Annotated in this window: 26 protein-coding genes; 11 read left to right on the top strand and 15 right to left on the bottom strand. The window is 73.8% G+C overall.

Annotated elements, in window-relative coordinates; all coding sequences use genetic code 11:
• On the bottom strand, positions 1-2172 hold the full coding sequence (locus ACIBPC_RS26490; protein WP_398848087.1) for an alpha-galactosidase: 2172 nt from the start codon (positions 2170-2172) through the stop codon (positions 1-3).
• Positions 2173-2459: 287 nt separating this feature from the next.
• Here ACIBPC_RS26490 and dacB point away from each other — a divergent pair, with 287 nt between their 5' ends.
• The gene (dacB, locus tag ACIBPC_RS26485; RefSeq protein ID WP_398848085.1) at positions 2460-4037 is read left to right on the top strand and encodes a D-alanyl-D-alanine carboxypeptidase/D-alanyl-D-alanine-endopeptidase; all 1578 of its coding nucleotides are present in this window, start codon (positions 2460-2462) and stop codon (positions 4035-4037) included.
• Between the two features lie 4 nt (positions 4038-4041).
• Here the strand turns inward: dacB and ACIBPC_RS26480 are convergent, their stop codons facing one another.
• From ACIBPC_RS26480 to ACIBPC_RS26440, 9 genes are all read right to left on the bottom strand, one after another.
• Positions 4042-4254, bottom strand: a complete 213-nt coding sequence (locus ACIBPC_RS26480) for a hypothetical protein (protein WP_362966924.1) — start codon at positions 4252-4254, stop codon at positions 4042-4044.
• Positions 4251-4787, bottom strand: a complete 537-nt coding sequence (locus ACIBPC_RS26475) for an ATP-binding protein (RefSeq protein WP_362966922.1) — start codon at positions 4785-4787, stop codon at positions 4251-4253. Before ACIBPC_RS26475 ends, ACIBPC_RS26480 begins: the two co-directional genes overlap by 4 nt.
• 189 nt (positions 4788-4976) lie before the next feature.
• On the bottom strand, positions 4977-6191 hold the full coding sequence (locus ACIBPC_RS26470; RefSeq protein ID WP_398848083.1) for an HNH endonuclease signature motif containing protein: 1215 nt from the start codon (positions 6189-6191) through the stop codon (positions 4977-4979).
• 116 nt (positions 6192-6307) lie between these two features.
• Entirely contained in the window at positions 6308-7672 is a 1365-nt protein-coding gene (locus tag ACIBPC_RS26465) for a dicarboxylate/amino acid:cation symporter (protein WP_362966918.1), read from the bottom strand.
• A 430-nt stretch (positions 7673-8102) separates the two neighbouring features.
• Complete coding sequence (locus ACIBPC_RS26460; protein ID WP_362966916.1) at positions 8103-8408, bottom strand: DUF4229 domain-containing protein; 306 nt, start codon at positions 8406-8408, stop codon at positions 8103-8105.
• A gap of 68 nt (positions 8409-8476) precedes the next feature.
• Positions 8477-9058 carry a GNAT family N-acetyltransferase gene (locus ACIBPC_RS26455; RefSeq protein WP_398848080.1) on the bottom strand — a complete coding sequence of 194 codons (582 nt, stop codon included), beginning with the start codon at positions 9056-9058 and terminating at the stop codon, positions 8477-8479.
• Positions 9055-10221 (bottom strand): aminofutalosine synthase MqnE, encoded by a 1167-nt coding sequence (gene mqnE, locus ACIBPC_RS26450; RefSeq protein WP_362966913.1) that lies wholly within the window; start codon positions 10219-10221, stop codon positions 9055-9057. The genes ACIBPC_RS26455 and mqnE overlap by 4 nt, the downstream gene beginning before the upstream one ends.
• A 43-nt stretch (positions 10222-10264) precedes the next feature.
• Positions 10265-10726: an Lrp/AsnC family transcriptional regulator gene (locus ACIBPC_RS26445; protein WP_362966911.1), complete on the bottom strand. Its 462-nt coding sequence runs from the start codon at positions 10724-10726 to the stop codon at positions 10265-10267.
• Positions 10727-10793: 67 nt separating this feature from the next.
• Complete coding sequence (locus ACIBPC_RS26440) at positions 10794-11504, bottom strand: UbiX family flavin prenyltransferase (protein WP_362966908.1); 711 nt, start codon at positions 11502-11504, stop codon at positions 10794-10796.
• A 287-nt stretch (positions 11505-11791) separates the two neighbouring features.
• Here ACIBPC_RS26440 and ACIBPC_RS26435 point away from each other — a divergent pair, with 287 nt between their 5' ends.
• From ACIBPC_RS26435 to ACIBPC_RS26425, 3 genes are all read left to right on the top strand, one after another.
• Positions 11792-12901 carry a hypothetical protein gene (locus tag ACIBPC_RS26435; protein WP_398848078.1) on the top strand — a complete coding sequence of 370 codons (1110 nt, stop codon included), beginning with the start codon at positions 11792-11794 and terminating at the stop codon, positions 12899-12901.
• A gap of 43 nt (positions 12902-12944) precedes the next feature.
• Positions 12945-13592, top strand: a complete 648-nt coding sequence (locus ACIBPC_RS26430) for an O-methyltransferase (RefSeq protein WP_398848077.1) — start codon at positions 12945-12947, stop codon at positions 13590-13592.
• Between the two features lie 68 nt (positions 13593-13660).
• Positions 13661-14548, top strand: coding sequence for a DNA-formamidopyrimidine glycosylase family protein (locus tag ACIBPC_RS26425; RefSeq protein WP_398848075.1), 888 nt, complete (start codon positions 13661-13663; stop codon positions 14546-14548).
• A gap of 18 nt (positions 14549-14566) precedes the next feature.
• Here ACIBPC_RS26425 and ACIBPC_RS26420 read toward each other — a convergent pair whose 3' ends face one another.
• Positions 14567-16087 (bottom strand): TerD family protein, encoded by a 1521-nt coding sequence (locus ACIBPC_RS26420; protein ID WP_362966900.1) that lies wholly within the window; start codon positions 16085-16087, stop codon positions 14567-14569.
• Between the two features lie 99 nt (positions 16088-16186).
• On the opposite strand from ACIBPC_RS26420, the gene ACIBPC_RS26415 reads away from it, so the two are divergent.
• Together ACIBPC_RS26415 and ACIBPC_RS26410 are read left to right on the top strand one after the other, a co-directional pair.
• Positions 16187-16765 (top strand): SecDF P1 head subdomain-containing protein, encoded by a 579-nt coding sequence (locus tag ACIBPC_RS26415; protein ID WP_398848074.1) that lies wholly within the window; start codon positions 16187-16189, stop codon positions 16763-16765.
• Positions 16766-16860: 95 nt separating this feature from the next.
• Positions 16861-17916: a sigma-70 family RNA polymerase sigma factor gene (locus ACIBPC_RS26410; protein ID WP_362966896.1), complete on the top strand. Its 1056-nt coding sequence runs from the start codon at positions 16861-16863 to the stop codon at positions 17914-17916.
• Between the two features lie 319 nt (positions 17917-18235).
• On the opposite strand, the gene ACIBPC_RS26405 is transcribed toward ACIBPC_RS26410, so the two are convergent.
• From ACIBPC_RS26405 to ACIBPC_RS26395, 3 genes are all read right to left on the bottom strand, one after another.
• The gene (locus tag ACIBPC_RS26405) at positions 18236-18517 is read right to left on the bottom strand and encodes an STAS domain-containing protein (RefSeq protein ID WP_398848072.1); all 282 of its coding nucleotides are present in this window, start codon (positions 18515-18517) and stop codon (positions 18236-18238) included.
• 65 nt (positions 18518-18582) lie between these two features.
• Positions 18583-19005: a GNAT family N-acetyltransferase gene (locus ACIBPC_RS26400; protein ID WP_398848414.1), complete on the bottom strand. Its 423-nt coding sequence runs from the start codon at positions 19003-19005 to the stop codon at positions 18583-18585.
• A 42-nt stretch (positions 19006-19047) separates the two neighbouring features.
• Complete coding sequence (locus ACIBPC_RS26395; protein ID WP_398848070.1) at positions 19048-19521, bottom strand: ATP-binding protein; 474 nt, start codon at positions 19519-19521, stop codon at positions 19048-19050.
• 334 nt (positions 19522-19855) lie between these two features.
• Here ACIBPC_RS26395 and ACIBPC_RS26390 point away from each other — a divergent pair, with 334 nt between their 5' ends.
• The 5 genes from ACIBPC_RS26390 to ACIBPC_RS26370 all read left to right on the top strand — a co-directional run bounded on the left by ACIBPC_RS26390 (position 19856) and on the right by ACIBPC_RS26370 (position 26271).
• On the top strand, positions 19856-20689 hold the full coding sequence (locus tag ACIBPC_RS26390; RefSeq protein ID WP_398848068.1) for a hypothetical protein: 834 nt from the start codon (positions 19856-19858) through the stop codon (positions 20687-20689).
• Positions 20679-22037, top strand: coding sequence for a hypothetical protein (locus ACIBPC_RS26385; RefSeq protein ID WP_398848066.1), 1359 nt, complete (start codon positions 20679-20681; stop codon positions 22035-22037). The genes ACIBPC_RS26390 and ACIBPC_RS26385 overlap by 11 nt, the downstream gene beginning before the upstream one ends.
• Positions 22034-23587 carry an SCO6880 family protein gene (locus ACIBPC_RS26380; protein WP_362966888.1) on the top strand — a complete coding sequence of 518 codons (1554 nt, stop codon included), beginning with the start codon at positions 22034-22036 and terminating at the stop codon, positions 23585-23587. The genes ACIBPC_RS26385 and ACIBPC_RS26380 overlap by 4 nt, the downstream gene beginning before the upstream one ends.
• 70 nt (positions 23588-23657) lie before the next feature.
• On the top strand, positions 23658-25091 hold the full coding sequence (locus ACIBPC_RS26375) for an ATP-binding protein (protein WP_362966886.1): 1434 nt from the start codon (positions 23658-23660) through the stop codon (positions 25089-25091).
• A 16-nt stretch (positions 25092-25107) separates the two neighbouring features.
• Positions 25108-26271 carry a hypothetical protein gene (locus ACIBPC_RS26370; protein WP_398848064.1) on the top strand — a complete coding sequence of 388 codons (1164 nt, stop codon included), beginning with the start codon at positions 25108-25110 and terminating at the stop codon, positions 26269-26271.
• Here ACIBPC_RS26370 and ACIBPC_RS26365 read toward each other — a convergent pair.
• Positions 26249-26740, bottom strand: a complete 492-nt coding sequence (locus ACIBPC_RS26365; RefSeq protein ID WP_398848062.1) for a GNAT family N-acetyltransferase — start codon at positions 26738-26740, stop codon at positions 26249-26251. The two genes, ACIBPC_RS26370 and ACIBPC_RS26365, sit on opposite strands and share 23 nt — an antisense overlap.
• Between the last annotated feature and the right edge of the window lie 152 nt (positions 26741-26892).

Here is a 26892-nt window from a genome sequence, read left to right as displayed (position 1 = left end):
TCACTCCTTCGTCAGGTGCAGGACGACGAGCTGTTCGGGCTGGAGGGCCGGGATCTGGAGGCCCGTCGTGGCGAGCACGCCGCCGTGGAGGACGGATGTCGCCCCGTCGAGCCAGCCGGGCAGGCTCCTGGCGCCGGCGAGCAGGTCGCGTCCTGGCGGGAGGAGGTCGGCGCGGTAGCGGGCGTGGGGGTCGAGGCCGCGCAGCCGTACGCGGGCGTGGGGGTGCGTGACGGGGGCGGCCGTTCCGACGAGTGCGAACAGCGCCTCCGACCCGTCGCGGGCGACGACGCCGTGGGCCCACAGGGCGGGGTCCTGGTGGTCGATCCTGATGACGCGGCCGGTGTGCAGGAGCGTGCGGTGGCGCTTGTAGTGGGCGACCCAGCGGGCGACTTCGGCGCGTTCCTCGTCGGTGGCGTGGATCAGGTCCCACTCGATGCCGAAGTGGCCGCCGAGGAAGGCCGTCCCGGCGCGGAAGGCGATGTCGTGGCGGCGGCCGGTGGTGTGGTTGCGGTCGCTGCCGACGTGGGAGCCGATCAGCTCGGGCGGCAGGAGGAGCTGCGTCCAGCGGTTGATGGCCTGGCGTTCCAGGGCGTCGATGCAGTCGCTGGCCCAGACGCGGTCGGTGTGCTCCAGGATGCCGAGGTCGATCCGGCCGCCTCCGCCGCAGCAGGACTCGATCTCCAGGGCGGGGTGGCGGCGGCGCAGTTCGGCCAGCAGCGCGTAGACGGCGAGGGTCTGGGCGTGGACGGCGGCCTCGCCGTGCGGGGAGTGGCCCGCGTCGTCCAGCTCGCGGTTGTGGTCCCACTTGAGGTAGGCGATGTCGTACGCGCCGAGCAGCGCGTCGAGACGCTCCAGGATGTACGCGTAGGCCTCCGGGTGGGACAGGTCGAGGACCTGCTGCTGCCTGCGTTCGCCCGGGAGCCTGCCGCCGGTGGCGAGGATCCACTCGGGGTGGGCGCGGGCCAGGTCGGAGTCCGGGTTGACCATCTCGGGCTCGACCCACAGGCCGAACTCCATGCCGAGGCCGCGCACGTGGTCCACCAGCGGGTGCAGCCCGTCCGGCCAGACGGTCTCGTCCACGTACCAGTCGCCCAGGCCCGCGGTGTCGGCGCGGCGGTGGCGGAACCAGCCGTCGTCCAGGACGAAGCGCTCCGCGCCCGCGGCGGCGCCGAGGTCGGCGAGGCGGGTGAGGGTGGGCAGGTCGTGGTCGAAGTAGACGGCCTCCCAGGTGTTGAGGACGACCGGCCGGGGCGTGGCGGGGTGGTGGGGGCGGGCCCGCAGGTGGTCGTGGAAGCGGGCGGACAGGGCGTCGAGGCCGTGGTCGCTGTGGGCGCCGTAGAGCCAGGGCGTGGTGTACGAGGCGCCAGGGGCGAGGGTGATCTCGCCGGGCATCGGCAGTTCGCCGCCGGACAGGACGGCCTGGCCGGTGGGGAGGCGTTCGGCGACGAGGCGGTGGTTGCCGCTCCAGGCGAGGTGCAGTGCCCAGATCTCGCCGTGGCCGAAGCCGAAGCCGGGGGTGCCCGCGGCGAACAGCAGCGGCGCGTCGTGCCCCGGGCGGCCCCTGCGGGTCTCGCGGACGCGCGCGCCGAGCGTGAACGGCTGGCGCTGCGGGACGCGTTCGCGCGCCCAGCGGCCGGTGAGGTCGAACAGTTCGGCGGCCTCGGTGGGGACGGGCAGCGAGGGGGCGAGGGTGTCGAGGGTCCAGTCGGCGTCGGCGTGGTCGTTGGTGAGGGTCGCGCGGGTGCGGACGAGGCCGGTGGGGGTGAGGCCGATGTCGACGGCGAGGGAGAGCGCGGCGGCGGGGTCGGCGGCGGTGAACCGGAGCGTACGGCCGCCGCCGTCGCCGTCCCGCGTCGCGTCGGTGGCGGACGTGACGGCGAACAGCGGCGACCAGTCCGCGCCGCCCGCCCGGTGCCCGGCGACGCCGGGTATGCCCTGCCAGCCCGCGCCGTGCTCGGTGACGAGGCCGGGCGGCGGCGGCACGTCCAGGCTGCCGTCCAGCGGCGGCAGGGCGGCGGACGCGGCCAGGGCGGCCAGGGCGTCCTCGGACAGCTCGCCCGGATCGGCGCCCCAGTGCAGGACGCGCGGGAGCCTCGGGCCACGCGCGTCCAGGACGAGACTCACGCCCGCGGCGCGCAGATGCAGGATGCGATCGGACACATCCAGGGCCACGACAACGCACCTCCTTGTGCTGATGCCGGTATACCTAACGATTTCCGTTGGCTTGTGAGCGGAAATGTTGCTGTTCCATGGCCCGCTGTCAAGGTCGGGACGGCCCCGGAGCGCCGTCCTTTACCGGGGCGTTAGCCAAGGGGGAGGAGAAAGAAACCAGCAAATCGCGCCATGGCCGGAAAAAACAACCGACGGCCGGACGGGCCGTGTTTCCGGTGCGTGACCATCGCGCGTTTCCAGTCCGTCTCTCCTTGACGGATCGTCACATCGCGTCATGCTGATGCGGCATGACACCCCCACCGTTCCGGCGCCTCGCGGCCGTCGGCGCCGGGCTCGCCCTGGCCCTCACCCTCGGCTGGAGCGCCCCCGCGGGCGCCGGCCAGCCCGCCCCCGCGTTCACCGGCGCCCTCGACCGGCTGCTCGCCGACCCGCGCCTCGACGGCGCCCTCGCGGGCGTCGTCGTCCGCGACGCCGACACCGGCGCCACCCTCTACGACCACGACGGCGACACCCGCCTGATGCCCGCCTCCAACACCAAACTCCTCACCTCCGCCGCCGCCATGGACGTCCTCGGCCCCGGCTACCGCTACCGCACCGACCTCGTGGCGGCGGGCACGCCCCGGCGCGGCGTCCTGCGCGGCGACCTCTACCTGCGCGGCTCCGGCGACCCGACGATGCTCGCCGCCGACTACGCCGCGCTGGCCGCCGACCTGGCCGCGTCCGGCGTCACCACCGTCCGGGGCGACCTGGTCGCCGACGACACCCGCTTCGACGCGACCCGCCTCGGCCGCGCCTGGTCCTGGGACAACGAGGCCGACTACTACAGCGCCCAGATCTCCGCGCTGACCCTCGCGCCCGACACGGACTACGACGCCGGGACCGTCTACGTCTCCGCCGCCCCCGGCCCCTCCGCCGGTGACCCGCCCACCGTCACCCTCACCCCGCCCAACGACTGGGTGACCGTCGACAACCGGGCCACCACCGCCCCGGCCGGCTCCACCGGCTCCCTGTCCATCACCCGCCAGCACGGCACCAACACCCTCGTCGTCAGCGGCCGCATCGCCCAGGGCGCCGCCCCCGCCACCTCGTGGACCGCCGTGGACGAGCCGACCGGGTACGCCGCCTCCGTCCTCGCCGACGCCCTGGCCGCCGAGGGCGTACGGGTCACCGGCGACGTCGTCCTCGGCCGCGCCACCCCGCCGGACGCCGGGCAGGTCCTCGCGTCGCACGCGTCGATGCCGCTGTCGGAGCTGCTGGTGCCCTTCATGAAGCTGTCCAACAACATGCACGCCGAGGCGCTCGTCAAGACGATGGGGTACGAGACGGCGGGGCGCGGCACCTGGCGCGACGGGCTCGCGGCGGTGCGCGCGTACGCGGACCGGATCGGCGTGGACACCGGCGCGTACAGCCAGGTCGACGGCTCGGGCCTGTCGCGGATGAGCGTCGTCCCGCCCGCCGAACTGGCCGCGCTGCTCACCGGGGTGCGCGCCGAACCGTGGTTCGGCGACTGGTACGCGGCGCTGCCGGTCGCGTGCGAGCCGGACCGCTTCGTCGGCGGCACGATGCGCAGCCGCCTGTGCGGCACCCCGGCGGCGGGGAACGCGCGGGCGAAGACCGGCTCGCTGACCGGCGCGACGGGCCTGTCCGGCTATGTGACGGCGGCGGACGGGCGGGAGCTGGCGTTCAGCGTCGTGCTGAACAACTACCTGAGCGGTTCGCCGAAGGACATCGAGGACGCGATCGTCGTGGCACTCGCCTCACCCGGGACCTCACCCGAGACCTCACCCGGGTCGCCGCCACGGCCCGCGGCCGCGCCGGAGGACGGCGCCGAGTGCGCGTGGCTCAAGCCCGCGGCGGTGTGCTGACGCCTCACCGCTTGGCGCGCAGGAACGTCGTGACGGTGAGCCGGTAGCCGGTGTGCCCGGTGGCGGTGGAGTGCCGCACGCACCAGACGTCGGGCACGTCCCGGCTCGTGTCGGCGGGCGACTCGGCGAGGCAGGTCGTGCACTCGGCGGCGTGGATCGGCGGGCCGCCCTGCGGGTCGGGCGCGAGGACCCAGTCGGCGGAGCGGGTGACCATCATGCGGCACCCGCCCGTCCGGCGTCCGTGGGGCCGCCGGTCAGGTCGAAGCGGCAGCACACGCTCTTGCCCCCCGCCTCGCGGGGCGCCCACCACGTCGCGTCGGCGAGGCTCTGCACGATGAACAGCCCGCGCCCGTGCTCGGGCAGCGGGTCGGGGTCGCCGCCGAGCGGGTCGAGCGGATCGCCCGACGGCAGCATGGGCGGCGTCGGGTCCTCGTCCGCGACCTCGACGAACAGCCAGCGCGGCCAGAACCTGAACGTGACGATGATGCGCCCGAACCCGGCGGCGTGCCGCACGGCGTTCCCGACCAGCTCGGACGCGCACAGCTCGACGTCGTCGGCGAGCCCTGGCAGTTCCCAGTCGTGGAGGGTGTCCCGCGCGGCGTGCCTGGCTATCGCCGGGGTGTCGCGGGAATCACCGGGGAGTGTGAGCGAACGGAACCGGTAGGCGCTGGAGAACGCCACGGGCAGCAGCGGCGTCGGACGCGCCGCCGGCACGGGCATCTGCTGCGCGGGCGGCCACGGCGACGTCATTGTGTACCCCCTCCATAAGCCGAGCCATGTCCTCATGCCTCTAGTCAAGGGCTCCGACGGGTCAACTCGCGACGGTCGCAAGGGGGTTCACATGCACACCGGGGGGGTTCACCCGATGCGCGGCATGAGCCCCCCATGAGCCCCCCACTCGAACCCCAACAAACCCACCCCCTTCCCCCGCCTTTCCCCTCACCGCTCGCCGTACAGCTGCCGGTGCCGTTCCTCCGCCACCGCGAGGAGCACGGCGCGCAGCTCCCCGGCCCTGCTGCCCCGCGTCCTGACGGCATGGCAGTTGGGGCACAGCGCGGCCATGGTCTCCGGGTGGTCGCGCCCGCCGAGCCCGAGGTCGTCCACATGGTCCACTTCGAGCAGCGGCTGCCCCCGGCGCGTGACGTCGTCCGGCTGGCCGGCGCACCCCGGGTTCTCGCAGCGGCCGCCGCAGCGTGCGAGCACCGCCCGGCGGGCGAGGGCGGACCGTATCGGATCGCTGCGGACCCGCTGGGCGCGCCGTCCCCGGCCGTTCCGCGCCTCGGCATGCTCCACGCTCTCGCACAGCCGCCGGTAGAGCGCGGCCGTGTCTCCGCCTTCCCCGTCCGGCGCGGCCTCCTCGTACGTGGCGTCCGGCGCGTCGTCCGCCACCGCGTCGTCCCACAAGCCCACCGCCTGGAACAGCTCTCGGGGGTCGCCGTCCGGGAAGTAGCGCTGGACCAGCAGGTTCACCGCCGCGACCCGGGTCGTGCCCGAGCGGCGCACCGCCTCGTACACCTCCTCGGTGAGGCCGCTCTCCGGCTGCCGCTCGGCGAACCAGCGCCGCAGCTCCCCGTCCCCGTGCGCCGGGGGCACCTCGCCCTCCCACCCCGGCAGCTCCCACAGCCCGGCCCGGGTGAGCGCGGCCACGGGGTAGTCGGGGCGCGGCCGTCCGCCGTCGGTCGCGTGCGCCGTCAGCAGTCCCGCGATCTCCTTCTCGGTCCCGCTCCACGGCACGAGCCGCGCCTCGCCCCGCCGTGCGCGGCCGAACGCCCAGGCCAGGGCGACCGCCTGGTGGGGCGCGGGGCGGCCCGAGCTGCGGCTCATCCGCACCTTCCCCATCAGGGCGAGCAGCTTGTCCTCCGTGAGAGGGTCCGCCGTCTGCGGGACGATGGTGAAGCCCGCACGCCGCAGGACGTCGAGCGCGTGCCCGTGCCCGCCGCTGAACTGGTCCGGCCGCAGCGGCTCCTCGCCCGGCAGGTAGCCGTGCGCGACGCCGACAACGGCCTTCGAGTCGTACGCCCGGCCGTCGTGCGCCACCCGGTACGTGTGCGACCGGGCGAAACCGTGGCGGGCGAGGAACGCCTCCTGCCCCAGCCGGTCGTACTCCTCCATCGCCAGCAGGATCTCGCGCCGCGTGACATCCCTCATCGCCATGCTCCCGGAGGGTACGCCGCACCACTGACAGTGCCGGACGGGCCCGCACGACGCCGCGGTCCCCGCGCCGGGGTGGGCGCGGGGACCGGGGGTTGTGCGGTGTGGCGTGGGAGGGGTCAGGCGGGAACCTTCTCCTCGGCCGGGCGGCGGGGGTGCTCCTCGGCGGCGGGCTCGTCGAAGTCGAAGCTCGTCGCGTGGTCGTACGCGTCGCGGTTCAGGATCTTCTCGCGCGCCGCGACGATCACCGGGACCGCGGCCTGGCCCGCCACGTTGGTGGCCGTGCGCATCATGTCCAGGATCGGGTCGATCGCCAGCAGCAGGCCGACGCCCTCCAGCGGGAGGTCGAGCGTGGAGAGGGTCAGCGTGGTCATGATCGTCGCGCCGGTCAGACCGGCCGTGGCGGCCGAGCCGATCACGGAGACGAAGACGATCAGCACGTAGTCCTGCACGCTCAGGCTCACGTCGAAGATCTCGGCGACGAAGATCGCGGCCAGCGCGGGGTAGATCGCGGCGCAGCCGTCCATCTTGGTCGTGGCGCCGAACGGGACGGCGAACGAGTTGTACTCGCGCGGGACGCCGAGGCGCTCGGTGACCTTCTGGGTGACCGGCAGCGTGCCGACCGAGGAGCGGGAGACGAACGCGAGCTGGAGCGCGGGCCAGGCGGCGCGGAAGAACTGGACCGGGTTGACACCGGCGGCGAAGCGCAGCAGCAGCGGGTAGACGCCGAACAGCACCAGCGCGCAGCCGACGTACACGTCCACGGTGAAGGTCGCGTAGTCGCCGAGCAGGTCCCAGCCGTACTCGTTGATCGAGCGGCCGATCAGGCCGATCGTGCCGATCGGCGCGAGGCGGATGATCCACCACAGGGCCTTCTGCAGCAGTTCGAGGACCGTCTCGCCGAAGGTGATCACCGGCTGGGCGCGCTCGCCCATCTTCAGGGCGGCGATGCCCACGACGGCGCCGAGGAAGACGATCTGCAGGATCTCCAGGTCGGCGAACGGCGTGACGATGTTCTCCGGGATGATGCCGGTCAGGAAGTCGAGCCAGGAGCCCTTGCTCTCCGGCAGCTCGCCGTCCGCCGGGGTGAGGCCGGTGCCGCTGCCCGGGTTGGTGACCAGGCCGATCACGATGCCGATGGCGACGGCGATCAGCGAGGTCGCCAGGAACCACAGCAGCGTGCGGCCGGCGAGGCGCGCCGCGTTCGACACGTTCCTGAGGCTGGTGATCGACACGGCGATCGCGAAGAAGACCAGCGGACCGACCGCCACGCGCAGCAGCTGGACGAACCGTCCGCCGATCTCCTCCAGCGTGCGGCCGAGCCACTCGACGTCGCCGCTGCGGGCGATCCAGCCGAGCAGCACGCCCAGCACGAGGCCGGCGAGTATCTGCACCCAGAAGGGCGGGAGGGATATCCGGGGGCGTCTCGGCTCTGCGGGCGCTGCGGGCGCGGCCGAGGCAGGGGTCGGGGAGGACACAGGCATACTCCGGTCAGGGTTATTCGGGGAGTGGAGTTTCCGGGCACGCCGATGCGGGCGTGAGCGGGGGTGGGTCGCTGGTGCGGGTCAGTCGGTCAGGGGTGAGGACAGACGTTCAGCGACAGGCCGCGGTCAGACAGCGGCAGAGGTCGATGTGCAGGCGCGCCACGAGCATGATGCCCGGGTCAGAGATGCGCGCGGCTGCTGTGTTCATGCAAAGCACGGTAGCACCGCGCCGGAGCGGCGTCACGGGTCCGTCCGGCAGGTGAACGCGCCGGTGGACACCGTGCGGGAGGGCGCGTCGCAAGTCCCGCGCGGCGGGCGGGAGATGGGCGGGCGAGTGGCCCGCGTCACGCCGGGCATGCGAACGGCCCGGCGGTCGGGCCGCCGGGCCGGGGAACGGGGTGTGGGGAGCGAAGGGTGCGGGAGCGGACGGTCAGTCCGCGTCCTCCATGGAACGGTTCGCGTTGATCTTGTGCATGGCGCGCTCGACGTGGGGCGCGACCTGCTGGGACATCGCGTCGCGCTGCCTGCGCAGCACGACGAAGCTGATGGGCGCCGAGAACACCAGGGCCAGCAGCACGATCCACAGCGGGTTCGACGTACCGATGGACTCCGGCAGCACCCCGACGTACGCGAGGACCGCGACGGCGGCGAAGCACGCGGCGAAGACGGCCAGCCGCAGCAGGCTGTAGCGCAGCGCGGCGTGCCGCGGGGCGGGGGTGTCGGGGATGGTGCTCACGTCGGTCCTCCTAGCAACGGGAACGCCTGTCCAGTCAAGCACGGCGCGGCCCCGGCCCGGCGGGCGGGTCAGCCGAGCGGGAGCCAGAGAGTGACGTCGTCGCGGTAGTCGTCGTCGGCGACCTTGATGGCCCCGGGGACGCGCCCGACCTCCCGGTAGCCGCAGGACGCGTAGAACCGCTCCAGGCCGTGCCCGCCGCGGCAGGTCAGCCGGATGCCGGTGAAGGCGGGGTCGACGCGGTGGGCGGCGGACGCGGCGGCGGCCATCAGCTCGCGGCCGACGCCGCCGCCCTGGCGGTCGGGGTGGACCATGACGGTGACGAGGCCGACCCAGTGCCGCATGAGGCGGTGCTCGTTCAGCCGGAGGAACGCGGTGGCGACCGGGCGTCCGCCCTCCGCGCAGCCGACGAGCAGCCGCGTCGTGCCCTCGGCCATGCCGACGAGGTGGCGGCGCAGGGCGGGCTCGACGTCGTCGGTCGTGACGGGCGGCACGAAGCCGACGGCGCCGCCCGCGTTCGACACGTCGGTCCACAGCTCGGCCAGGCTCTCCCGCAGGGCGGGGGTGACGGCCGGGTCGAGCAGGTAGCGCAGCCGCTGCCGCGCGCCGGGGGCGCGCTGCGCGGCGGAGCCGGGGCCGGGCACGGCGCTCACACCCGCATCGGCTGCGGCGAGTCGCGCCGCGCCGGGTCGGGGCCGTCGTACTCGTTGACGACCTCGTAGCGCGTGTTGCGCTCGACGGGGCGGAAGCCCGCGTCCCTGATGAGGTCGAGCAGGTCGTCGCGGGTGAGCTTGTTGGGCGTGCCGTAGTTGTCGGCGTCGTGGGTGATCTTGTACTCGACGACCGAGCCGTCCATGTCGTCCGCGCCGTGCTGGAGGGCGAGCTGCGCGGTCTGCACGCCGTGCATCACCCAGAACACCTTGACGTGCTGGACGTTGTCGAAGAGCAGCCGGGAGACGGCGAACGTCTTCAGGGCCTCGGCGCCGGTGGCCATGGTGGTGCGGGCCTGGAGGCGGTTGCGGACCTTGCCGTCCTTCATGTCCACGAAGTCGTGCTGGTAGCGCAGCGGGATGAAGACCTGGAAGCCGCCGGTCTCGTCCTGCAGCTCGCGCAGCCGCAGGACGTGGTCCACGCGGTGGCGGGGCTCCTCGATGTGGCCGTAGAGCATGGTGCAGGGCGTCTTGAGGCCCTTCTCGTGCGCCAGGCGGTGGATGCGCGACCAGTCCTCCCAGTGGGTGCGGTGGTCGACGATGTGCTGGCGGACCTCCCAGTCGAAGATCTCCGCGCCGCCGCCGGTGAGCGATTCGAGACCGGCGTCGATCAGTTCGTCGAGGATCTCGGACGCGGTCAGGCCCGAGATGGTCTCGAAGTGGTGGATCTCGGTCGCGGTGAAGGCCTTGAGGGACACGTTGTCCGGCAGGGCCTCCTTCAGCGCGCGCAGCGAGCGCGGGTAGTAGCGCCAGGGCAGCGTGGGGTGCAGGCCGTTGACGATGTGCAGCTCGGTGAGCCGGTCGCCCTCCATGGCCTTCGCGAGGCGCACGGCCTCCTCGATGCGCATGGTGTACGCGTCCTTCTCGCCCGGCTTGCGCTGGAACGAGCAGTAGGCGCACGAGGCCGTGCACACATTGGTCATGTTCAGGTGCCGGTTGACGTTGAAGTAGACGACGTCGCCGTTCTTCCGCGTCCGCACCTCGTGGGCGAGACCGCCGAGCCAGGCCAGGTCGTCGGACGCGTAGAGGGCGATCCCGTCCTCACGGGACAGCCGCTCACCCGCGCGGACCTTCTCCTCCAGCTCCCGCTTGAGCCCAGCGTCCATACGTCACGCCTCCTGGTCGTCGCTGCCGCTCTGCCCGTCGAGCCTACGCCCGGTCCTCGTCCGGGAGGTGCCCGACCCGGTTCTCCCACTTCGTGGACAGGACCACGGTGGTGCGCGTCCGCGAGACACCGGCGGTGCCGGACAGGCGCCGCACGGTCCGCTCCAGGCCGTCCACGTCACCCGCCCTGATCTTGATCATGTACGAGTCGTCGCCCGCGATGAACCAGCAGTCCTCGATCTCCGCGAAGTCCCGCAGCCGGTCCGCCACTTCCTCGTGGTCCACCGAGTCGGACAGCTGGATGCCGATCAGCGCCGTGACGCCGAGGCCGAGCGAACGGGCGTCGACCGTCGCGCGGTAGCCGGTGAGCACGCCCGCGGCTTCGAGGCGGTTGATGCGATCGGTGACGCTGGGCCCCGACAGGCCCACGAGGCGGCCCAACTCCGCGTAGGACGCGCGGCCGTTCTCCCGCAGCGCCTGGATGAGCTGTCTGTCCACCGCGTCCATCTCGCAGAGCCTTCCTCGTCCCCTGGTCGATTGCACAGACGAATCTAAGGCATGGACACGTCGTCACCTACGAGTGGCCGCCCCCGGCGCCGCCCCCCAGCTCGCCCCGCCACCGCCGGTACAGCCCGTGCCCCACGCCCACCGCGTCCAGCGCGCGGCCCGCCACGAAGTCCACCAGGTCCTGGATGTGCGCCGCCCCGGCGTAGAACGCGGGCGACGCGGGCAGCACCACCGCGCCCGCCGCGTCCAGGTCGGCGAGCTGCCGCAGCGTCGGCCCGTTCAGCGGCGTCTCGCGCACCACGACGACCAGCGGGCGCCGTTCCTTCAGCGTCACGGCCGCCGTGCGCTGCAGCAGGTCCTTCGACAGGCCGAGCGCGATCCCCGCCACCGACGCCGTGGACGCCGGGACCACCAGCATCCCCCGCGCCGGGTACGAGCCCGACGAGGGCCCGGCCGCCAGATCACCCGCCGGCCAGTACCGCACCGCGTCCAGCGCCGCGTCCCCCACCGCGAACGCGTCCGGCTTCCCGTCCGCGCCCCGCGCGAGCCACGCCCGCAGGTCCTCCCGCCAGTGCCCGTCGCGGAACGGCGCGCCCGTCTCGTCCAGCAGCGTCAGCCGCGCCGCCCGGCTGACCACCAGGTCCACGGCCTCCCCCGCCGCGAGCAGCGCCCGCAGCACCGCGGCGGCGTACGGCGTCCCGGACGCGCCGGAAACCCCCACTATCCAGGGCGTACGGGGCGCGGACGGCCCGCTCGCGGGCTGCTCGGTGGGCTGCATACGTGCGAGGCTAGCCCGTCGCCGCAGCTAACGACCCGCTTACCGGACGGTGACGCTCCGGCCACATGCGGCGGTCCGGCGACGGGCCGCGGCGCGGTGCGTGGAGACTGGAACGCACGATCGTCACCGGCCCACGTCCCGTCTCCCCCGCAGAGAGCCCTCCCCCACAGCCCCTCCCCCACAGACAAGGGAGTACCGACATCAGTACCCGCCGCCCCTACCGCACGCGGCTGACCGCCCTCGGCGGCGCCGTGCTCCTCTCCGCAGCGACCGTGGCCTGCCAGGCTGTGGAGCACGTCCAGGCGGGCCGCGAGATGTCGGCGGCGGTGGACGAGCTGCTGTCCTGGGAGTCGCTGACCATCGGCGCGGGCATCGACGCCACGCCGGAGGAGGTGGCCGCCTACCTCGACGCGGTGACCACCCGCGACGGCGGCGCGCCCGCCACGCCCGGGCAGGCGCGCCTGCTGGCCGAGCTGGAGCTGACCGTGGCGGTCGGCGACCCGGACCGCGAGCGGCGCATGCGCGACCTCGGGCCCGACGACGAGCTGGACGGCGCCATGACCGTCAACTTCGGCGGACGCGACGTCGCCGGGGTCAAGAACATCGAGGACCGCACGTACGTCCGCGTCGGCGCCCAGTCGATCGTGGACGACGTCTACGGCGGCGACGAGGCGGCGGTCGCGGCGGCCGCCCGGTTCGAGGAGGACGCGCAGGAGCTGCCCTCGTCCGTCGGCGCGGCGGCGGGCGCCCTGCACGGCAACTGGACGGAGATCGACCCGTACCTCCTGGACGACTACGCCGCCGCGCTCCACGAGGCGGGCGGCGTGGACGAGGAGGCGGCAGGCCGCCTGGGCACCGCGCTGGTGGACGGCGCGTCGCTGCTCGTCCCCGAGACGCAGCTCGCGCTCGCCGACGCGCTGGGCGACGCGCTGCGCTCCGGCGGGGAGCTGCACCGGCGCGGCGACGCGGACGGGGCGGAGCAGGTGGACGTGTCGCTGCCCGCCGCCGACGCGTGGCGCGCCCTCGACCCGCTGCTCGGCGTGATGACGGAGCAGCTGCGGCAGTTCGGCCTCCCCCCGCTGGTCACGGCGCCCGACGAGGAGGACGGCGGGCGGGTGACCGCGCGCCTCCAGATCCGCAACGGGGTGCTGACGGACGCGACGGTGGACCTGGCCCAGTTCGGCGGCGCGGCCGCGGAGGCGGCGGACGGCGCCCCGGCGCTGCCGCTGCACCTGTCGCTCGCGGGCGGCTCGGCGCTCTCCCTCAAGCCGCCGGAGTCGGACGGGCCGCTCGACCCGGCCGAGCTGACCGTCGCGCTGATGTACCTGCGGGTCCAGGCGGAGGAACGGGCCGAGGACCCGGACCGCGCCGACGTGCCGGGCCCGATGCAGCCCTGACGGACGGGGGCCGGTTGTCAGAGGCAGCGCCTAGGGTCGGGCCATGGACATCGTGAACCCCGCCCTGAACGACTACCTCATCGCCCACGCCACCCCCGCCGACGATGTGCTGCGCGATCTCGCCGAGGAGACCAGGCGGGCACTTCCCGAGCACCTCAGCATGCAGATCACGCAGGACGAGGGCGCGTTCCTCACCCTCCTGGTGCGCCTCACCGGCGCGCGCCAGGCGGTGGAGGTGGGCACGTTCACCGGCTACTCGTCGATCTGCATCGCGCGGGGCCTCCCGGCGGGCGGGCGGCTGATCGCGTGCGACGTGAGCGAGGAGTGGACGTCGGTCGCCCGCCGCTACTGGGAGCGCGCGGGCCTCACCGACCGCATCGAGCTGCGCGTCGGCCCGGCCGCGGACACGCTGCGCGCCATGCCGCCGCAGGAGACGATCGACTTCGCCTTCATCGACGCGGACAAGGTCGGCTACCCCGTCTACTACGAGGAGATCGTCACCCGGCTGCGGCCCGGCGGCCTCATCGTGCTGGACAACGTGCTGCGGTCCGGCCGCGTCGTGGACCCCGCCGCCCAGGACGCCGCCGACATCGCGATCCGGCAGATCAACGACACGGTGACCGCCGACCCGCGCGTCGAGTCCGTCCTGCTGCCGGTGCGCGACGGGGTGACGCTCGTCCGCAAGCGCTGACCGCGCCGCCGACGGGGCATTCACCCCGCGACGCCCGGATTGTCAGTGGGTGCGCCTACGCTGGGGGCATGCCCGAACTGCCCGAGGTGGAGGCACTGCGCGAGTTCCTGACCGGTCACGCCGTGGGCCGGCGGGTGACCCGCGCGACGCCGGTCGCCTTCCACGTCCTGAAGACCTACGACCCGCCGCTCTCCGCCGTCGAGGGCGGGACCGTCACCGCCGTGGCGCGGCACGGCAAGTTCCTCGACCTGGCCGTCGAACCGCCGGGCGCGCCGGACGGGCCGCTGCACCTCGTCGTCCACCTGGCGCGCGCCGGGTGGCTGCGCTGGCAGGACGAGCTGCCGACCGCCCCGCCCAAGCCGGGCAAGGGCCCGCTCGCCCTGCGCGTCGCGCTCGGCGACCCGCCGGGACCCGGCTTCGACCTGACCGAGGCGGGCACGCAGAAGCGCCTCGCCGTCCACTGCGTCCGCGACCCCGCCGAGGTCCCCGGCGTCGCCAGGCTCGGGCCTGACCCGCTCGACCCGTCGTTCACCGCCGCCGCGTTCACCGCCCTGCTGGCGGGCGAGCACCGGCAGATCAAGGGCGTGCTGCGTGACCAGGGCGTCCTCGCGGGCGTGGGCAACGCGTACTCGGACGAGATCCTGCACGCCGCCCGCATGTCCCCGTTCAAGCTGGCGGACAAGCTGACGGCGGCCGAGACCGCCGGGCTGTACGACGCGCTGACCGGCACGCTGCGGGAGGCCGTCGAGCGGTCGCGCGGCGTCGCGGCGGGGCGGCTGAAGTCCGAGAAGCGCAGCGGGCTGCGCGTGCACGGACGGGCGGGCGAGCCGTGCCCCGTGTGCGGCGACACGATCCGCGAGGTCTCCTACCGCGACTCGGCGCTCCAGTACTGCCCCACCTGCCAGACGGGCGGCAAGCCGCTCGCCGACCGCCGCCTCTCCCGCCTGCTCAAGTGACCGGCCCGGCGGCCCGCCTCACGCGTCGGCCTCCACCGAGACCCCGTACGCCATGGCGATCTCCGCGAGCCCGCTGTCGAACGTCCTGCTGACCGCCGAGAACCACCACCCGTCCTCCTCCCTGACCAGCTCGCCGATGGTCAGCCCCTTCGCGCCCGGCGGGCCGGAGGGGAAGCCGTAGCACAGCAGCTCGGCCTCGTTCGCCACCCCGAGCAGCCGGGTGTGGAGGAGGCTGACGAGCGACAGGTCGCTGCCCGCCCCGCTCTGCTCCTCGTCCACGGACAGGGCGAACACGACGCGCTCCACCCGTTCCGCCAGCTTGGGCAGCTCGACGGTGAACACGGCCTCGGGGTCGTCGCCGCCGAGGCGCACGCCGACCGCGTCGGGCTCCGGGTTGTTGTAGAAGACGAAGTGCTCGTCGGACAGCACCGCGCCCGCCCCGTCCACGACGAACGCGCTGCCGTCCACGTCCACCGCGACCCCGTCGGGCGTCCGCCAGTCCAGGCAGATGCGGAACGTGTCGGCGCCCGGCAGGACCTCCGCCAGCCGCATCCGCTGGCCGGTCGCCAGCGGCAGCCGCCCGCCCTCGGGGCGCGGGCAGTTGGCCAGCAGCACCGAGCGCGGGTCCACCCGCGTCGGCTGGTACGTGACGGCCGACGCCGTCGCCACGGCGGCGGGCGGCGCGGGCGCGGACAGCGACGCCATGGCGCGCAGCCGCTCCGCCACCTCGGCGGCCGACGCGGGGCGCGCGTCCGACGGCTTCGCGAGCATGGCGAGGATCAGCTCGTCCCATTCGGCGGGCAGCCCGGGGCGCAGCACGCCCGGCGGGACCGGCTCCTCCTCCATCTGCTGGCGCAGCAGCTGGTAGAGCGAGGGCCCGAGGAACGGCGGGCGGCCGGTCGCCAGCGCGTACAGCACGCAGCCCGCCGCGTACAGGTCGCTGCGCGCGTCCACCGTGCGGCCCTCGATCTGCTCGGGCGACATGTACGACGGCGTGCCCACGACGACGCCGGTGGACGTCAGGCGCGCGTGGTCGGTCGATTCGGCCAGGACGGCCGCGATGCCGAAGTCCAGGACGCGGGCGAGCCCGTCGGGGCCGACCATCACGTTGGCGGGCTTGAGGTCGCGGTGCACCACGCCCGACGCGTGCGCGACGGCCAGGGCGCGGCAGATGTGCTCGCCCCAGCGCGCCACCTCGGCCAGCGGCGGGAGTTCCTCGGTCAGCACCTGTTCCAGGGACCGGCCGCGCAGCCGCTCCATGACGAGGTAGAGGAACCGTTCGCCGTCGTCCTCGAAGTGCGACTCGCCGGCGTCGTGCACCGTCACGATGAACGGGCTCGACAGCCCGGCCAGTAGCTTGGCCTCCCGCTCGAACCGCTCCTTGGCGCGCGGGTCGCGGCCCACCGCCGCGGCGCCCACGACCTTCACGGCGACCTGCCGCTCCAGCCGGAGGTCGAGCGCTTCCCAGACCGTGCCCATGGCGCCGGCGCCGAGCCGTTCCCCGATCCGGTAACGGCCTTCGAGTATCCGGTCCCGCATGCCGCGCACCCCCGTTCCCATGTCCGGCGGACGGCCTGCGCATCCGCCACCGGTACCGCTACTTTAAGCGCCAGGCGGCGACTCCGGAGGGGGCCCTGAATGAGCTCTGCCCACGCGAACGGCCCCTGGCCCGGCGGCCCCCCGCGCACGGCGCCGCCGCCCCGCAGGGACGGGTCGGGGCCCGCGCTGCTCGTCGGCGTCCTCGCCCTGCTCGGCGTGGCCATGACCATTCTGGCAGTGCTGACGGCCAGGACGCCGACCGGCGGCGGCGAACTGCCCGATCCGCTCCGCTTCATCCCCGTGACGGCGGCGGCGGCCGGGCCCTGCTCGGGCGCCGAGGCGGGCGCCACCGTCACCGACCGGGGCAGCTGCCTCACGCTGCGGGACTCCGGCGGCCTGGCGGTCCAGCGGCTCCAGGACGCGCGGGCCGAGCCGGGCTCCACGGGCGACTGGGGCGTCCTGATCGTCCTGCGCGCCACGGACGCCCCCGCGTTCGCCGACCTGACGGCGACCGTCGCGGGCACCGGACCGGGCGGCAGCCGCCTGGCGATGGTCCTGGGCGACGAGCTGCTGACGGCCCCGGTCGTGTCCGGCCGGATAGACGGCGGGGAGGTCGTGATCAGCGGCGGCTTCAGCCGCCAGGAGGCCGAGGACCTGGCAGGACGCCTCCGCGCCTGAGCGGCGACCGGCCGTTGTCAGACCCCGTGGCTAGGGTGGCTCGCAGATCGACCGCCCGTCACTCCGGACAGTCAACGAGCCAAGGGGAATCCGCCATGAGCCGAGCCGCGACACCGCCAGCGCCGCCCGCCGCAGAGCCCGTGGCCGAGCCGGTGACCGAGCCCGTGACCGAGGCGGACCTGGAGCGCCACCGGAAGGAACTCACCGCGTACTGCTACCGCATGCTCGGCTCCGCCTTCGAGGCGGAGGACGCGGTGCAGGAGACGCTGGTGCGCGCCTGGCGCGGACTCGACCGCTTCGAGGGCCGCTCGTCCCTGCGCTCCTGGCTCTACCGGATCGCGACCAACGTCTGTCTCACCATGCTCTCGGGCAGCAGCCGCCGCGCCCGGCCGATGGACCTCTCGTCGCCCACCCCGACCGCCTCCGCCGTGCTCGGCCCCCCGCTGCCCGAGACGGCCTGGATCGAACCCATGCCGGACAGCCGGACGATCTCGGCCACCGACCCGGCCGAACGGGCGGAGACCCGCGAGTCGGTGCGCCTGGCCCTGATCGCGGCGCTCCAGCACCTGGCGCCGCGCCAGCGGGCGGTGCTGATCCTGCGCGAGGTCCTCAGCTGGAAGGCGAGCGAGGTCGCCGAACTGCTCGACACGAGCGTCGCCTCCGTCAACAGCGCCCTCCAGCGCGCCCGCGCCACCATCGCCACGACCGGGCTGCCCGAGGCGGGCGACGCGGCGCGCGCGCCGGGCGACGCCGTGTCGGCCGAGGCGCTGTCCAGCGAGCAGAAGGACCTGCTGGCCCGCTATCTCGACGCGTTCGAGCGGTACGACCTCGACTCGCTGACCACGCTGCTCCACGAGGACGCCACCCTCAACATGCCGCCGTACGACCTGTGGCTGCGCGGCGCGGACGACGTCCGGGCCTTCATGCTCGGCCCCGGCATCGGCTGCGAGGGGTCGCGTCTCATACCCACGTCGGCCAACGGGCTCCCGGCGTTCGGCCAGTACCGGGCCGACCCGGACGGCGGGCACTCGCCGTGGGCGCTCCAGGTGATCGAGTCGGCGGACGGCCGGATCACCGGCATCACCGCCTTCCTGGACACGGCGCGCTTCTTCCCGCTGTTCGGCCTCCCGGACCACCTGCCGCCCGCGTGACACGGGCGGGCCCCGGCAGCGCCCGGGGCAGGGCAGCAGGGGGGTGCGCCGCCATGGACCGGCGGAAGCCGTCGACGGGTGCGGCCCGCCGCGACCTGCCCCGGAACCGGGCCGCGTTCCACGGCACCGCCGGGACCGTCCGCGCGGACTCGGCCGTCGCACGGGCTCAGCACGCGGCGGGCCGACCGGCCCGTTCCGTGCGGCTTCTCGCGGCGAGCGTCCGCGCAGATCAGAACAGGACGTCCTCGCCGATGACTTCACCACCCGCGGGCGCGTCCCGCATGCCGGCGCATCCGCCGCCGGACCTCCCGACGCGGCATCAGCCGTCGTCGGCCAGCAGTTCGCCCAGACCTATCAGCGTCAGCAACTCCCGCAACCCGTCCGCCACATCGCGGAACCGCATCCGGCAACCGGCCCGCCCCGCCGTCAGCCGCATCCGCGCCACCGCGTCCACCGCCGCGGGCCCCGGCACGGCCAGCTCCGCCAGATCCACCGTCACCACCACGGCACCGGAACGCCGCAGTTCGCCGTCCAGCCGTTCGCACAGTCCCCGCACGTCCTCACGGACGAGCGGCCCCCACACCCTGAACTCCGTACTCACCACAGCGGCCTCCTCACCTGCCCACAAGACCACCACGCCGCGCGGAACTCATCGGCAGGCCCCCGTCAGGCCAGCGGCTTGACCCACCGCCGCCACTCCTCCTCGGCGCGGTAGCCACGGGCGCCCCACGCGTGGTGGGCCACCTCGTTGCGCCGCAGCACCATCGCGTCGGCCCGCCGCCCGCCCAGCGCGGCGAACCGTGCCTCGGCCGCGTCGAGCAGCGCCGTCGCCACACCGCGCCGCCGCACCTCGGGCGCGACCGCCAGCCGGTAGAGATGGCACCGCCAGCCGTCGAAGCCCGCGATGACCGTCCCGGCCAGCGCCCCGTCCACCTCGGCGAGCAGCAGCGCCTCCGCGTCCCGCGCGATCAGCCGCCCGACGCCCGCCGGGTCGTCGCTGATGCTGGTCCCCTCCGCCGCGCGCCGCCAGAAGGCGAGCACGGCGGGCACGTCCGCCGCCCCGGCCGCCCGTACCGTCACACCGGTCATGTCCGTCATGCCCCCATCCGAGCACAACGGCACCCGCGCCGGTCAGGCGGGGGCGGCCGGACGCTCCTCCCCGGTCTCCAGCGTGAACCAGACGACCTTCCCCCGCCCCGGCGCGTGACGGCACACACCCCAGTCACCGGCGTACAGCGACATCAGCAGCAGCCCCCGGCCGTGCTCCGCGTCGTCGTCGGGCCGCGCACGCACCGGCGGCGGCCCGCCCGGCGCGCCGTCCCGCACCAGCACCCGTACGCCGCCCGCCCCCGTCCACTCGCCGTACAGGGCCACCGGTTCACGCGTCCGGCAGCCGCGCGCGGCGGTGACCGCGTTCGTCACGACCTCGGACGTCAGGAGGACGGCGGTGTCGACCAGTTCGGACCCCGGCCGTACGACGGGCGCCAGCGCCGTCCGCACCACTTCCCGCGCGCCCCGCACCCACCCGGGCTCCGGCGGGAACGTGAGCGAGAAACCGGCCCCCGGCCGCACCGGACCGAACCCGGGCGCAGCGATCGAACACATGCGGACCTCACCCTTCCCGACGCCCTGTCCCGGAAGCCTTCCGGAGCCACGGGCGCCGCCCCCATAACCTGCGCAGCGCCACGGCTCCCAACCGTGTCCGCGCGTGATAAATCCCTCGGACCCCGGCGGCATACCCCGTGACCGTGAAGAGCCGCACGGAAGCGCACCGTTGACGGCGCAGCAGTCCCCCCACGACACACCGTCTCCCCCAGCCGTGCACACCCGCCACAGCGTCCATGGGCCAACTCCCCGCGCACAGAAGCAGAACGTCCGTCGAGAGCGCTAACGTCGGGTGGGGAGGTAATAGACTCGCCGCTGTTGAGAGGGCGCGATTATGAGTTATGGCGACGACTACGACGACACGCGCGCCCGGGGCGTTCCCGCGCAGACCCGGACGCGGCTGCCCGACCAGCCGGAGACCGGCACGCGCCGGTCCGGCCCGTCGCCGTTCCGCAGCATCGGCGCGATCGTCTGCGTGGTCGTCCTCCTCCTCGCCGCGATCGTCTTCGCGAGCCAGAACCGCGAGAGCGCCGACGACGACGCGCAGGGCGGCGGCGGGAACGGCGGCACCGACCAGGCGCGGTCCACCGCCCCCTCGGGCGAGCAGCCGGTGGACGGGGCGTTCAACGGCATCCCGACCGGCTTCGCCCAGGACGCGCAGGGCGCACAGAGCGCGGCGGCCAACTACGCGGTGGCGCTCGGCGGCACGGAGATGTTCAACGCCGACCAGCGCCGCACGGTGGTCGAGACCGTGGGCACGGCCGCCGACCGCGACGACCTGCTGGCCTCCTACGACCGCGCCTACAGCCCGGATCTCAACGAACGGATCGGCCTCGACGCGGACGGCGTTGCCCCGGCCGGCTCCACCTTCGTCAACCGCACCCTCCCGGTCGGCTCCACGACCACGGAGGTCACCGACACCACCGCCGAGGTCTCCGTCTGGTGCGCCGGGCTCTTCGGCATCGCGGGCACCGACTCCCGGACCCCCGTGCGCACCAGCTGGTTCACGCTCCATTTCACACTCGCCTGGGAAGAGGGAGACTGGAAGGTCGTCCGCACCGAGCAGACCGAGGGACCCACCCCGGTCAGCGGGGACGACGTCGTGTCAGGAGCCGAAGAGATCGCCGAAGCGGCCGAGTCGTACGGAGGGTTCACCTATGCGCGCTAGCCCGCGGTCCGGTCCGTTCCGGCTGCTCCACCGCGCCGCCGGGCTCGCACCGGCCGCCGTCACCGGCGGCCTGTCCGGCGCCCTCGGCCTCTCCGCCCTGCTGCTGGCGACCGCGCCCCGCGCGCACGCCGCCCCGGGCGACCCCGACGACCCCGAGGCGCCCGCCGACGGGGAAAACCCGGAGTGCGACTACATCTCCGGCACGGCCCGCGACTACTGCGAGGGCGACCCCGCCGAGGGCGGCGGAGGCGGCGGCGACAGCACGCTCAGCGACTCCCTCGACCCCCTCTCCTCCCTCGCCCGCGGCTGCGCCGACGCAGCCGCCTGGATCGTCAACGAGCTGTCCGACCTGGTCTCGACCGCGACCGACGTCGACTTCACCAACGCCTCGTTCCTCCGCCAGTACGCCGTCGTCTTCGCCGCCTCCACCGTCCTCACGCTGATCCTCTGGCTCCTCGCCGTCGTCAAGCGCGCCATCCGCGGCGTCCCGCTGACGACCGCCGCCTCCGAGGCCATCGGCTACCTGTGGCTGACGGTCATGGCCTCCGCGTTCACCCCCCTGATCCTCTACTCGGTCGTCTCCGCCACCGACGGCATGACCGAGGGCATCGTCGCGGGCACGGGCGACAACTCCGACGCGTTCTTCGGCGACTTCGCCGCCGCCCTCGAAGCGGGCGAGGACATCGGCGGCGGCCCGATCATGCTGATCGTCGTCTCGCTCATCTCGATCCTCGCCGCGGGCGTCCTCGCCCTCGAACTCGTTATCCGCGCCGCCATGCTGTACGTCGGCGCGCTCCTCGGCACGGCCGTGTACGCGGGCCTCGTCGACAAGAACCTCTGGGGCCATGTCCGCCGCTGGGCCGGCATCATGATCGCCGTCATCCTCATCAAACCGGTGATCGTCATCGTCCTCGGCCTCGCCGCCGCCCTCACGACCACCTCCGACGACCAGGGGCCCACGGCCGTCTCCTCGGTCGTGTCGGGCCTCGCGATCATCCTCCTCGCCATCTTCGCCTCCGCGATGATCTACCGCTTCGTCCCCGGCTTCGGCGACGAGATCGTCAGCCAGCGCGCCATGCGCCAGGACACGTCGAGCCGCGCCGCGGGCGCCGCCCTGTCCACCCCGGCGACCATGCTCCGCCAGGGCATGACGACCCACGGCACCCGCGACGGCGCCGCGGCCGCCACCGCCGCGACCGGCGGCGGCCAGGCGCGCCCCGCCAACCCCCTGGCGGGCGGCGTCGCCGCGCACGGCTCCCGTACGGCGCCCCCCGGCTCGTCCCCCACGGGCAACCCGGGACCGGCCGGTCCCTCCGGGAACGCGGGATCACGAGGAGGTAGCGGATGACCGCCCCACCGCACACACTCACCAGGCGCCGCACCTACCTCATCGGGCGCGCCAGGCCGCAGTCGATCGTCGGCCGCAACCGCGAGACCGGCGAGATCGCCCTCATCGTGGCCGGCGCGTTCCTCGGCATGCTCAGCGGCATCCTGATCCCGGTGCTGACCGTCAGGATCGTCGGCCTGGCCGGCTTCCCGATGCTGGCCCTCGCCGCGGTCTACATGCCCTACAACGGCCGCACGTTCTACAGGTGGTACGAGATCAACCGCTTCTTCCGCCGCACCCAGCGCCGCGGCGCCACCTACCGTTCGGCCGCCCCCGAGGCCGGGGTCCGGCTCGACGGGCGCGAGGTCGAGGTCGGCTCGCCCCCTGGCGTCGGCCCGGTCCACTGGCTCGCCGCCGCGTTCGGCCCGGACGAGCTGGCCGTCCTCCTGCACACGGACCGCCGCACCGTCACCGCCGCCATCGAGATCGAGGGCCCCGGCGTCGGCCTGCGCGACAGCGAGGACCAGGAGGCCCTGGTCGAACGTTTCGGCACCCTCCTCAAGCACGTGGCGAACGGCGACGGCTACGTCTCCCGCCTCCAGATGCTCGCCCGCACCCTCCCCGCCGACCCCGACGCCCACGCCAACGACGTCAGGGAACGCGGCGACTCCGCCGCACCCCACTGGATCCAGGACTCCTACGACCAGCTCCAGTCCATGGTCTCCACCTCAAGCGAGCAGCACCGCGCCTACCTCGTCGCCTGCATGCACCACTCCCGCGACCTGGCGGGCGAGGCCCAGACCATCGCCCGCGCCGCCAAGGGCCGCGGCCGCAAGCGCGGCATGTCGCAGGACGAGGCGCTCGCCGTCATCATGGCCCGCGAACTCACCGACATCTGCGCCCGCCTGGCCGAGGCCGACATCCGGGTACGGCAGCCGCTCGGCGAGGCGCGCCTGGCCTCCCTGATCCACTCGATGTACGACCCGGACCACCCCATCGACCACATCCAGGCCATGTCCAAGCGGAACGCCTGGCCCGCCGAACTCGACGCCCGCGAGCCGACGTACCTCCAGGCGAAGACCCGCGAGTCCGACACCCGCGAGCCGTGGTGCCACGCCACCGCGTGGGTGAAGGAGTGGCCGATGACCCCGGTCGGCGTCAACTTCCTGGCGCCGCTGCTGGTCCACACCCCCGACGTCATCCGCACCGTCGCGGTCTGCATGGACCTGGAGCCCACCGAGATCGCCATCGAGCGGATGCTCACCGAGAAGACGAACGACGCCGCCGAGGCCTCCCGCGCCGCCAAGATGAACCGCACCGTGGACCCGCGCGACATCGCCGCCCACGGCCGCATCGACCAGCGCGGCGACGACCTCGCCTCGGGCGCGGCCGGTGTCAACCTCGTCGGCTATCTGACGGTTTCCTCCCCCGACCCGGAGGCCCTCGCCCGCGACAAGCGCACGATCCGCGCCTCGGCGGGGAAGTCGTACCTGAAGCTGGAGTGGTGCGACCGCGAGCACCACCGCGCGTTCGTCAACACCCTGCCCTTCGCGACGGGGATCAGGCGATGACCGCACCCCGGTCCCGCACCGGGCCGCCCGAGCAGCACGGGGAGCACACGGAGAACGAGGAGGCGACGACATGCCCGCACGCGATCCGCTGAGCCTGATCACCGAGGCGTTCACCAGCCTGCTCTTCGGCAGGACGGAGACCACCCGCCTGCCCGTCCGCACCTCCACGGGCCAGGCCCAGGCCGTCTACCTCCCCACCGCCGCCCCCGGCCTCGGCGACTCGGGCGTCATCATCGGCCGCGAGGTGTACAGCGGCAAGGGCTACATCTACGACCCCTTCCGCCTCTACGGCCAGCAACTCCCCGCGCCCCACTGGCTCGTCCTCGGCGAGTCGGGCAACGGCAAGTCGGCGCTGGAGAAGACGTACGTCCTGCGGCAGCTGCGGTTCCGCGACCGCCAGGTCGTCGTCCTGGACGCCCAGGGCGAGGACGGCGTCGGCGAGTGGAACCTCATCGCCCAGCAGCTCGGCATCACGCCCATCCGCCTGGACCCGATGGCCACGCTCGACGGCAACGTCCGGCTCAACCCGCTCGACCCCGCCATCACCACCACCGGCCAGCTCGCGCTGCTGCGCACGATCATCGAGGTCGCCCTCGGCCGCACCCTCGACGAACGCTCCGGCTTCGCCCTCAAGGTGGCCCACGCGTACGTCAACCAGACGACGGTGGACCGCCAGCCGATACTGACCGACATCGTCGAGCGCCTGCGGCACCCGCTGCCCGAGGCCGCCGACGCGATGAACGTCCACCTGGAGGACGTCCGCGCCTGGGGCCTCGACGTGGCGCTGGTCCTCGACCGCCTGGTGGACGGCGACCTGCGCGGCATGTTCGACGGCCCGACGACCGTGGGCATCGACCTGGACGCGCCGCTGATCGTCTTCGACCTGTCCCACATCGACCGCAACTCCATCGCCATGCCGATCCTGATGGCGATCGTCGGCGTGTGGCTGGAGCACACGTGGATCAGGCCGGACCGCAGGAAGCGCATCTTCCTGGTCGAGGAGGCGTGGCACATCATCAACTCGCCTTCCGTCGCCCAGCTGTTCCAGCGCCTCCTGAAGTTCGGCCGCCGCCTCGGCCTGTCGTTCGTCGCCGTCGTCCACCACCTCTCGGACGTGATCGACGGCGCCGCCGCGAAGGAGGCGGCCGCGATCCTCAAGATGGCGTCCACGCGCACCATCTACGCCCAGAAGTCCGACGAGGCCCGCGCCACCGGGCAGGTCCTCGGCCTGCCGCGCTGGGCCGTCGAGATCATCCCGACCCTGACCCCCGGCATGGCCGTCTGGGACGTCAACGGGAACGTGCAGGTCGTCAAGCACCTCATCACCGAGGCCGAACGCCCCCTCGTCTTCACCGACCGGGCCATGACCGAGTCGTCCGCCGCCCTCGCCGAGGCCCGCGCGCTCACCGCCGGGGACGGCCAGGACGACGACGAGCGTGACCCGTTCGAGGCGGAGACCGAAGCCCGAGCCCTGTCGTTCGAGAAGCGCCAGGGCGTCCTCTGACCGGCCGGGACCGCCCATGACCCACGACCAGCGCGCGCCGCGCCCCGCTCCCGCCGGCCGCGGCGGCGTCCCGGACGGGCTCCTCGTCGGCGCCCTCGCGCTGATGCTCGCCCTCACCGCGCTCATCTGGACGGCGACCGGCCTGGCCGGGCTCGTCACCGGCGGCGCGTGGCCACCCGGCGTCACGTTCTTCAGCACGGCCTCGGCGGTCCGCTCGTTCTTCACCGCGCCGGGCGACGTGGCTTCCGCCTGGCCGGACGCCGACCCGGCCGACCTGCCGGGCCCGGCGGCGGTCTGGATCGCGTTCCTCCTCCAGCTGGCCGCCCTGTTCTTCCTCGCGCTGGCGCTGTACGTACGGGCCGCCCGCTGGCGCTCCCACCGCCGGACTCCCGCGGCGCGCCGTACACAGCCTGTGGACGAAGCTCCCCAACCCCCGCCGCCCGCCCCGGAACCCGCCGCGCAGGAGCACATCCCCGCCGACGACCCCTCCGACGTGAAGACCACCGCCGTCCTCACGGCGCCCCCCGGCCTGATCGTGATCGATCCGCACGGCTCCCTCTGGACGCAGACCGCGCGTCGCCGCACCAAGCTCGGCCCTGCCCACGTCTACGACCCGGGGCATCTCACCGACGCCCCCGTACGCCTGCGCTGGACACCGCTGCGCGGCTGCGAGGAGATGCCCACCGCCCGCAGGCGCGCGGCGGCGCTCCTCGCGCCCGTACGCCCGGCCGAGCCCGTCTTCCAACTGGACGCCGCCACGGCCGAGACCCTGCTCCGCTGCTACCTGCACGCCGCCGCGCTGGCGGGCGCCTCCCTGCACCAGGTCCACCGGTGGGCGGTCGGCCGCTCCGGCGGCGAGCCGGTCAAGATCCTCCGCACCCATGCGCGCGCGGCCGGTGGGGCGTCGATGGAACTGGAGAGCGCGCTCGACGGGCATCCGGTACGACGCGACGCGGCGCTCGACCTGATCGCCCGCGCGCTGGGGGGACTTGAGCAGGTGCACATCCGCCAGTCCTGCACGCCCGGCAGGGTGGACTTCCTGGCCTTCGACAACCTGGCGGGCGAGGGCGGGACGCTCTACGTCGTGGGCAACCACCGGGAGACGGCGCCGCTGCGGCATGCCCTGGTGGACGAACTGACCAGCGCCTGGCCGGCTCTCACAGTGATCGCGGGCTCCTGAGGACCAGTTCGTACGTCTCGTACACGGGGTCGGCGGGATCGACGGCCCGGTCGCCGGTCGGTTCGAAGCCGAGGGACCGGTAGAACTTCACGGCGCGCGGGTTGTTCTCGTGGACGCGCAGCCGGACCTCACGTCCGTCCGCCCAGTCGATCGCGGCCTGCATCAGCAGGCTGGCGAGTCCGGTGCCGCGGTGCTCCGGCCGCATGTAGACGCCGACGACCTGGGCGACCCCGCCACGGCTGAACACACCGACCATGCCGCCCCATTCGCCGACCTCGGTCTCACCGATGAACGTGACGGTACTCCGCCCGACAGCCCGCCGTTCCCATTCGCCCTGGGTCAGCTCAAGCGCTTCCTCATAGGGCTCGTAGAACGCGACGGACGCCACAGGATCGGACAGAGCCGTGAGCCGCAGCTCCCGCAACTGCCGCCAGTCGTCCCGCGACGTGCGACGAACTCTGTACGCCATGAGGCCGATGCTCGCACTCCGGAGAGAGGACCGCAAATGCGAGTAGGGCCCGTTGATGTGTCAACGGGCCCTACTCTTTCAATAATTGTCCGGCGGTGACCTACTCTCCCACACGGTCCCCCATGCAGTACCATCGGCGCTGGAGAGCTTAG

Source organism: Streptomyces sp. NPDC049879, assembly GCF_044461265.1.
Lineage (GTDB): Bacteria > Actinomycetota > Actinomycetes > Streptomycetales > Streptomycetaceae > Streptomyces.
This window is presented reverse-complemented; position numbering and strand designations above follow the sequence as displayed.

Excerpts from the sequence above, each read along its gene's own strand:
- dacB (WP_398848085.1), top strand. The coding sequence starts at position 2,460 with ATGACACCCCCACCGTTCCGGCGCCTCGCGGCCGTCGGCGCCGGGCTC.
- ACIBPC_RS26480 (WP_362966924.1), bottom strand. The coding sequence starts at position 4,254 with ATGATGGTCACCCGCTCCGCCGACTGGGTCCTCGCGCCCGACCCGCAG.
- ACIBPC_RS26475 (WP_362966922.1), bottom strand. The coding sequence starts at position 4,787 with ATGACGTCGCCGTGGCCGCCCGCGCAGCAGATGCCCGTGCCGGCGGCG.
- ACIBPC_RS26470 (WP_398848083.1), bottom strand. The coding sequence starts at position 6,191 with ATGGCGATGAGGGATGTCACGCGGCGCGAGATCCTGCTGGCGATGGAG.
- ACIBPC_RS26465 (WP_362966918.1), bottom strand. The coding sequence starts at position 7,672 with ATGCCTGTGTCCTCCCCGACCCCTGCCTCGGCCGCGCCCGCAGCGCCC.
- mqnE (WP_362966913.1), bottom strand. The coding sequence starts at position 10,221 with ATGGACGCTGGGCTCAAGCGGGAGCTGGAGGAGAAGGTCCGCGCGGGT.
- ACIBPC_RS26445 (WP_362966911.1), bottom strand. The coding sequence starts at position 10,726 with ATGGACGCGGTGGACAGACAGCTCATCCAGGCGCTGCGGGAGAACGGC.
- ACIBPC_RS26440 (WP_362966908.1), bottom strand. The coding sequence starts at position 11,504 with ATGCAGCCCACCGAGCAGCCCGCGAGCGGGCCGTCCGCGCCCCGTACG.
- ACIBPC_RS26430 (WP_398848077.1), top strand. The coding sequence starts at position 12,945 with ATGGACATCGTGAACCCCGCCCTGAACGACTACCTCATCGCCCACGCC.
- ACIBPC_RS26425 (WP_398848075.1), top strand. The coding sequence starts at position 13,661 with ATGCCCGAACTGCCCGAGGTGGAGGCACTGCGCGAGTTCCTGACCGGT.
- ACIBPC_RS26420 (WP_362966900.1), bottom strand. The coding sequence starts at position 16,087 with ATGCGGGACCGGATACTCGAAGGCCGTTACCGGATCGGGGAACGGCTC.
- ACIBPC_RS26415 (WP_398848074.1), top strand. The coding sequence starts at position 16,187 with ATGAGCTCTGCCCACGCGAACGGCCCCTGGCCCGGCGGCCCCCCGCGC.
- ACIBPC_RS26410 (WP_362966896.1), top strand. The coding sequence starts at position 16,861 with ATGAGCCGAGCCGCGACACCGCCAGCGCCGCCCGCCGCAGAGCCCGTG.
- ACIBPC_RS26400 (WP_398848414.1), bottom strand. The coding sequence starts at position 19,005 with ATGACCGGTGTGACGGTACGGGCGGCCGGGGCGGCGGACGTGCCCGCC.
- ACIBPC_RS26395 (WP_398848070.1), bottom strand. The coding sequence starts at position 19,521 with ATGTGTTCGATCGCTGCGCCCGGGTTCGGTCCGGTGCGGCCGGGGGCC.
- ACIBPC_RS26390 (WP_398848068.1), top strand. The coding sequence starts at position 19,856 with ATGAGTTATGGCGACGACTACGACGACACGCGCGCCCGGGGCGTTCCC.
- ACIBPC_RS26385 (WP_398848066.1), top strand. The coding sequence starts at position 20,679 with ATGCGCGCTAGCCCGCGGTCCGGTCCGTTCCGGCTGCTCCACCGCGCC.
- ACIBPC_RS26380 (WP_362966888.1), top strand. The coding sequence starts at position 22,034 with ATGACCGCCCCACCGCACACACTCACCAGGCGCCGCACCTACCTCATC.
- ACIBPC_RS26375 (WP_362966886.1), top strand. The coding sequence starts at position 23,658 with ATGCCCGCACGCGATCCGCTGAGCCTGATCACCGAGGCGTTCACCAGC.
- ACIBPC_RS26370 (WP_398848064.1), top strand. The coding sequence starts at position 25,108 with ATGACCCACGACCAGCGCGCGCCGCGCCCCGCTCCCGCCGGCCGCGGC.
- ACIBPC_RS26365 (WP_398848062.1), bottom strand. The coding sequence starts at position 26,740 with ATGGCGTACAGAGTTCGTCGCACGTCGCGGGACGACTGGCGGCAGTTG.